Below are 6426 nucleotides of genomic sequence, written 5' to 3'. Positions count from 1 at the left end.
GGTCCGCTGGAGCCGCGCGTATCAAAGCGACCGTTGAGCGCGGCGCTGCTGCAGCCGCCGATCGCGTCCGTGCAGCTGGTCTGCCCGGGATTCGGAAACAATGAAATACTGCGGTTGGCCGAGCGCACCGCGTCCTGCTTCACATAGCTGCCACCGAAGACGATGCTGGTGTGGGGCAGTTTGACCCCGTAGCTGAGGTTGTAATCCTGGGTGTGGCCGTCGCCCTGGCGGAAGGTGCCGAACTGGGCCGAGGCGCGGAGCCCCTTCTGCTGCGATACGGTAATGATGTTGACCACGCCCGCGATCGCGTCCGACCCGTAGAGCGGCGAGGCGCCCGACTGGAGCACCTCGATCCGGTCGATCATGTTGGCCGGGATGGTGTTGAGATCGACCGTCGCGGGAATGCCGCTGGCGCTGGTGCCGTTGACGAAACGGAGGCCGTCGACCAGCACCAGGGTGCGCTTGGCGCTGAGGTAGCGAAGGTCGATTTCGGCCGAGCCGGCACCGACGCCGCCGCCGTCGGGCGGGTTGCCGACGTTGCCCGAATTGTTGACCTTCGAATTGAGCCCGCCCGACGCGCTCGGCAAGCGCTGCAGCACGTCGGCGATCGACGACAGGCCGGTCTTGTCGATATCGGCCTTGTCGACATAGACGACCGGCGAATCGAGGTTGAGCGGGTCGCGGCGAATGCGCGAGCCGGTGACGATGATCTCGCCCTGGTCGGTGGCCGCGGTCGCGGACGCCGCTGCGGGCGCCTGCGCCACGTCGGGCGGCGGCAGCGTGCTTTGCGCCGAGGCGGCACTCGCCACCGTCAATGCAAACAAGGCCGAACCGGCTTTCAGAATCGTCGAACCGCGCATGGATATTCCCCTATTTCGGTCCGCGCCCCAGCAGACCCAAGCGGGGATAATGCTCTCAGCGAGGGCGGCAAGGCCACCCTTACTGTGCATCGGGCGACACTAATCCCGCAGGTGCGACATAAATGTAACTAAGGCGTGAAGGTCGGCGCCGGATAAGCGAGGTACGCCAGCCGCCGCATCTCGCGCCGTCCGCGAGTGACGGTATCGAGGATCAGTCCGGCGAAGAAACTCAGCACCGCGACGATCCCGAGCCCGGTGATCAGGATCGCGGTCGGAAAACGCGGGACCAGCCCGGTGTCGAGGTAAGTCAGGATTAGCGGCACCGCGAGGACGATCGCTGCAATCAGCAACAGCGCCGCGAACGAGCCGAAGAACAGCACCGGCCGCTCGACGCGGTAGAGCGTCCCGATCGTCTTGAGGATCCGCCAGCCGTCGCGATAGGTACTGAGTTTCGACGCCGAGCCTTCGGGCCTGGCGCCGTAAGCGGTTTCGATCTCGCCGACGGGCATCTTGAGTTCGAGCGCGTGGACGCTGATCTCGGTCTCGATCTCGAACCCGGCCGAGAGCACCGGGAAGCTCTTGACGAAACGGCGGGAGAAGACGCGATAGCCAGAGAAAATGTCGGTGAAACTGCGCCCGAACAGGCCGGCCAGGAGCCCGGTGAACAGCTTGTTGCCGAGCACATGGCCGCCGCGATAGGCCTCGACAGCCTCATGCTTGCGGGTGCCGACGACCATGTCGAGCTGCTCGGCAAGGAGCATCTCGACCATTGGCGGGGCAGCCTTCGGGTCGTAGGTGAGGTCACCGTCGGCCATGATGTAGACGTCGGCGTCGATGTCGGCGAACATCCGGCGGACGACATTGCCTTTGCCCTGTTGCTTCTCGGTGCGGACGACGGCGCCGGCGGCTCGGGCCAGCGCGACCGTGCCGTCGTTGCTGTTGTTGTCGTAAACGTAGATCGTCGCACTGGGCAGCGCGGCGCGGAAACCGGATATCGTCCGCTCGATCGCCGCGGCCTCGTTATAGCAAGGCAGGAGCACGGCGACGCGCGGCGCGGGATGATCGGGGAGACTGGTCATGAAGACGTCCTAGCGGTGAATGGCAAAACCTTTCTTAAGCTAGATCGAAGCGGCTGCCATAGGGTGAGCCCGAGCAGCATGAGCGCCAAGAAGCTGACCAGCAGCGAAGCGCGTTCCCCGGGGGCTGGACCGGGTTCCAGACGATAGTGGTGACGGCCGGCGGGGGTTGGCCAGGTGACAAGGCCGGTGACGGGCTGGGCGGTCGGGACGATGATCGAGCCACGCTCGTCGCGCACGCGCCAGATTGGATAGGCGTAACGGCGCGCGACGAGCGTGGTTGCAGACGGCGTTTCTACCGTTGCGTCGATGCTTTCGCCGTCCTGGCTGACAATTATCCGAGCGCCCTGCCCCCGCACCAGCCAGCCGCGTTCGGGCAGGCGGACGAGCGACGGGTTCGCGCCGAACAGTTCGTCGGGCGCGATCGGCATGGGTACAGCGGCGGGGAGGAAGGTCGGGGCATCGCGGCGGTCGTCGAGCACCAGCGCCTGCGACCGTGCGGCGATCGACCGCACACTATATGTGCGCCCGATCATCGCCTGCGCCATCACCAGCCAGCCCATGATCGCGAGTAGCAAGGCGGCGATGGTCAGTGGGCGAGTGAGCGGCGGGCGAGCGATCACCAGCGCGGTAATTGCGACGAAATCGGCGTCGGGCATCAGCCGCGCCGGGAACTGGACCATTGTCATTTGCGAGATCTGCGAAATCATGGGGGGGAAACCCGCGATGAGCAGGAACAGGGCGATCGCCAACAGCGCCCAGAACCGAAGCGCACCGCGATCTGCGTCGGAGCGTCGCCCGAAGAACGCGGCGATTGTCGCGATCAGCGCGGTCGAGGCGAACAGGATGTTGAGCATTGCCCGGCCCGCGCTGGGCCAGCGCTGCGGGGTCCAGAAGGCCCAGTTAAGCGGGTCGAACCACGCGCCGCCGAACGCCTCGCTGAGCGTGAACGGCAGGAGCCCGATGGCCGGCCAGAGATAGGCTGCGCTCAGCGCCAGACCGAGCAGGATGCCGCCGGCGCCACGCAATGCGACCGCTGCGCCGAGCGGGCGAACACGATACAGGAAATAGGCAGGGATGAGCGAGATGCTCGCGATCAAGGCGCTCGGCATGTGGCCAAGGACGAGCAATGCATACCCTCCGGCCAGCAGCGCAACGCCGCCGCGACGGCGATCGGCGATGCGCTCGATCGCCATCGGCACGAGCGGGAGCGCGGCGTATGCGCTGGCCTCGGCGAGCGAGCCTCGGGCGAAGATGTCATAAAGGTGGTAGGGCGCGGCCTCATACGCCAATGCGCCGACGAGCGCCGCGATCGGGCTTCCGAACCGACGGAGCCACAGATACATCGCCCCACCCGACGCGGCCAAGATCAGCAGCGACGCGAGCGATGCCGCAGCTTGCGCGCCGACCAGGTCGAACAGCGGCGTTCGGATCAGTGCGGCGACCCAGAAGAACAGCGGGGGATAATGGTAGAAGGTCGGCGCGCCCAGCCCGTCCCACGATTGTGAAAGCCAGCGCGGCCAGGGGTTTCCGGCCGCAAACTGGCTGGTGAACTCATCGGTCCACAGCAGATTGTAACGATAGCTGTCCGACGCCGACAGGCCCCACAGCAGCTCGGGCAGCATGATCGCCGTCGCCACGGCGACGAAGAACAATGGCCACCACGGACGACGCGCCCTGCCAGGCGCGCCGTCCGCGATCATGCCTTGGTGGTTTTCGTCCCGGACTTCGCCTTGGCGGCAGGCTTGGCCCCCGCGCCGTCCTTGACCGGCTTAGCGGGCTTCGGTTTGGCGTCCGCAGCGGTAATGACCGGCTCGGGAGCCGGCTCGGCCTTGGCGGCGGCCTTGGGCTTGGCTCCCTTGGGCTTGGCTACCTCAGCGACTTCGCCTGGCTCGGCCTTGACCGGCTTCGCAGCCTTGGCCTTCGCGGGAGCCTTCTTCGCCGGCTTGGCTTCGGCGGCATGGTTATGTCCGCAGCCCGGGCCGTGGACATGGCCTTCCTCGGCCTCGAGGTCGGCCTCGAGCTCGGCGCGGCTTACCGTGCGGTCGCTGATCTCGGCCTTTTCGAAGAGGTAATCGACGACCTTGTCCTCATACAGCGGTGCACGCAGCTGGGCGGCGGCCATCGGGTCCTGCTGGACATACTGGATGAACCGCTCGCGATCCTTGGGCTGATACTGCGCCGCGGCCTGGCTGATCAGTCGGTTCATCTCCTGCTGGCTGACCTCGACGCCATTCTTGGTACCGATTTCCGACAACAGCAGGCCCAGGCGCACGCGGCGCTCGGCGATCTTGCGATAATCGTCGGCCTCGCCCTCGATTTCCGCCAGCGCGGCGGCGGGGTCTTCCTCGTGCTCGGCCTCGTGACGAATTTGGGCCATGATGTTGTCAAATTCGGCGGCGACCATCGACGGCGGAACGTCGAAGTCATGGCTCGCGGCGAGCTGATCGAGCAGCTTGCGCTTCATGTGGGTGCGAGTGAGGCCGTTGAGTTCCTGCTGCTGCTGGTCGCGAATGAGGCCCTTCAACTGCTCGAGGCTCTCGAGCCCGAGCGTCTTGGCGAAATCATCGTTGAGCTTTGCCTCGCCCGCCGTCTTCACTTCGGTCGCGGTGACGGCGAAGTTCGCCGGCTTGCCCTGCAGCTTTTCAGCCGGATAATCCTTGGGGAAGGTGACCTTCAAGTCGCGGCTTTCGCCCGCCTTGATCCCGACGAGCTGGTCCTCGAAGCCGGGAATGAGCTGGCCCGAACCGATCTCGACCGCCATCGCGGTACCGGTGCCGCCCTCGAATGCAACGCCGTCCTCGGTAGTCCCCTTATAGTCGAGGATCACCTGGTCGCCGGTGGCGGCCTTGTGGCTCTTGGGGGCAGCGGTGAAGCTCTTCTGCGACGACATCAGCTGCGAAATCTGCGCGTCGACCAATTTCTCGTCGGGCTCGACCGCCAGCCGCTCGAGCGTCAGGCCGTCGATCTTCGCTTCGGGGATTTCCGGCAGTGTCTCGAGGCTGACGCGAACCTCGGCGTCCTTGCCGGGTTCATAGCCCTTGTCGAGCTCGACCTCGGGCTGCATCGCCGGGCGAATCTTCTGCTCGGCGATCAGCGACTGGACGCTGTCCTGCACCGCGGTGTTGAGCGCGTCGGCGGCGAGCGCCGGGCCGTGCATCTTGCGGATGAGGTTGGCGGGCACCTTGCCGGGACGGAAGCCGGGCATGCGGACCTGCGGCGCCATGCGCTTGACCTCGCCCTCGACCCGAGCCTCGATATCCTTGGCAGATATGGTCAGCATGAAGCCCCGCTTGAGGCCTTCGTTCAGCGTTTCGACGGTCTTCATGATGCGCTTTTCTATCCCGTTGGAATCTGGTTGGCCGTGCGAAGTGAGGCGGTGGTGCGGGCGAAGGGACTCGAACCCCCACATCTTGCGATACTTGGACCTAAACCAAGCGCGTCTACCATTCCGCCACGCCCGCGCGGACGCTCAAGGGCGCGGCCTATAGCAAGGATCGGGCCTAGGGCAAGCATTTGGGCAAGCATTTGGACGGGCAGCGCAACTCTCGCGCTCGCGACGGGTTATATCGATGACCAGAGGAGCGCTTGATCATGCCCGACACCCTGCCCGGCCAGCCTGCCACCCCGCCACCCCAGACCCCATCCCCGCCGCCGCAGACCTCGCCCGCCGAAGCGCCCGAGCCGGCGCCGAATATCGACACGCCGTCGCCCGCATCGCCCGGGGCCGAGCCGCCGTCGATGCCGACCAGTCCGGTTGCCTGATGGCGAGCGCGCCGCCATTACCTGAGGTGCCGGATTCGGAGCCAGGTGAAGCGGAGGTCCCGCTGCTTCCGGGTGAGCCCGAGGCGCCGCCCCCGCCCGATCCGGTTTAGCCCTTCAGCCGCGCGCTATTCACGACGACCTCGAATTCGGGGAGCCCGGTCGCGAAATAATGCGAGCGGACCGCGTCGAGCAGGATGAGGTACAGGCGACCGTTGGCGACCGTGCCGACCGCCCTGCCTCGCCGCCACACCTCGTCACTGTCGAGATGATCGAAGTCGAGCTGGAAGCCGTTGGTGCCAAGGAACGGGCGCGGGGCGAGACCGACGGTCTTGAAGTCGATCGTCCCGGCGCGGGTGCGGTAGAAGGTTTCGAGCATCGCCGCGATCTCGGGCGCGGTCATCGACGAGCGAAAGCGGGGAACCTGGCTGTCGGCGCGGCGCGACTGGCGGACAATCGATTTGCCGTCCTTGAGGCCCGATACGAACGACAGGCTGTCGAGTACGGGACCGTTCTGGGTCCAGTCCTCGACCTGGCGAATGTCGTCGAAGATGATGGTCGACTGACGGTTCCACTCCGCGCGTGGCGTGACGAGCAGGCTGCCGTCGCCGACCGCGCGTTCGCGGGCGCGGACGAGCGAATAACCCGAACCCAAGCCGCCCCCGCCGATCGACGAGCAGGCAGTCAGCGCGAGCGAGATCGCAGAGGCAAGAATCAGGCGGCGCATG

The 6426-nt window shown here is 66.2% G+C and carries 6 protein-coding genes and 1 tRNA gene; 1 reads left to right on the top strand and 6 read right to left on the bottom strand.

The genetic code is table 11. The annotated features are described in order from the left end of the window. From Q0R27_RS01140 to Q0R27_RS01120, 5 genes are all read right to left on the bottom strand, one after another. On the bottom strand, positions 1-860 hold an 860-nt coding region (locus Q0R27_RS01140), incomplete at its 3' end, for a TonB-dependent receptor plug domain-containing protein (RefSeq protein ID WP_293940253.1). A gap of 128 nt (positions 861-988) precedes the next feature. Then, positions 989-1939 carry a glycosyltransferase family 2 protein gene (locus Q0R27_RS01135; protein ID WP_293940252.1) on the bottom strand — a complete coding sequence of 317 codons (951 nt, stop codon included), beginning with the start codon at positions 1937-1939 and terminating at the stop codon, positions 989-991. Continuing rightward, positions 1936-3639, bottom strand: coding sequence for a hypothetical protein (locus Q0R27_RS01130; protein WP_293940251.1), 1704 nt, complete (start codon positions 3637-3639; stop codon positions 1936-1938). Before Q0R27_RS01130 ends, Q0R27_RS01135 begins: the two co-directional genes overlap by 4 nt. After that, entirely contained in the window at positions 3636-5264 is a 1629-nt protein-coding gene (tig, locus tag Q0R27_RS01125) for a trigger factor (protein ID WP_293940250.1), read from the bottom strand. Before tig ends, Q0R27_RS01130 begins: the two co-directional genes overlap by 4 nt. 52 nt (positions 5265-5316) lie before the next feature. Continuing rightward, positions 5317-5400 (bottom strand) — tRNA-Leu (locus Q0R27_RS01120). 130 nt (positions 5401-5530) lie between these two features. Between Q0R27_RS01120 and Q0R27_RS01115 the strand changes: the two genes are divergently transcribed. Continuing rightward, the gene (locus tag Q0R27_RS01115) at positions 5531-5701 is read left to right on the top strand and encodes a hypothetical protein (RefSeq protein WP_293940249.1); all 171 of its coding nucleotides are present in this window, start codon (positions 5531-5533) and stop codon (positions 5699-5701) included. A 106-nt stretch (positions 5702-5807) separates the two neighbouring features. Here the strand turns inward: Q0R27_RS01115 and Q0R27_RS01110 are convergent, their stop codons facing one another. Further along, on the bottom strand, positions 5808-6425 hold the full coding sequence (locus Q0R27_RS01110) for a hypothetical protein (protein ID WP_293940248.1): 618 nt from the start codon (positions 6423-6425) through the stop codon (positions 5808-5810). Between the last annotated feature and the right edge of the window lies 1 nt (position 6426).

The sequence above is a fragment of the Sphingomonas sp. genome, from assembly GCF_025362505.1.
In the GTDB taxonomy this organism is placed as follows: domain Bacteria; phylum Pseudomonadota; class Alphaproteobacteria; order Sphingomonadales; family Sphingomonadaceae; genus Sphingomicrobium.
This window is presented reverse-complemented; position numbering and strand designations above follow the sequence as displayed.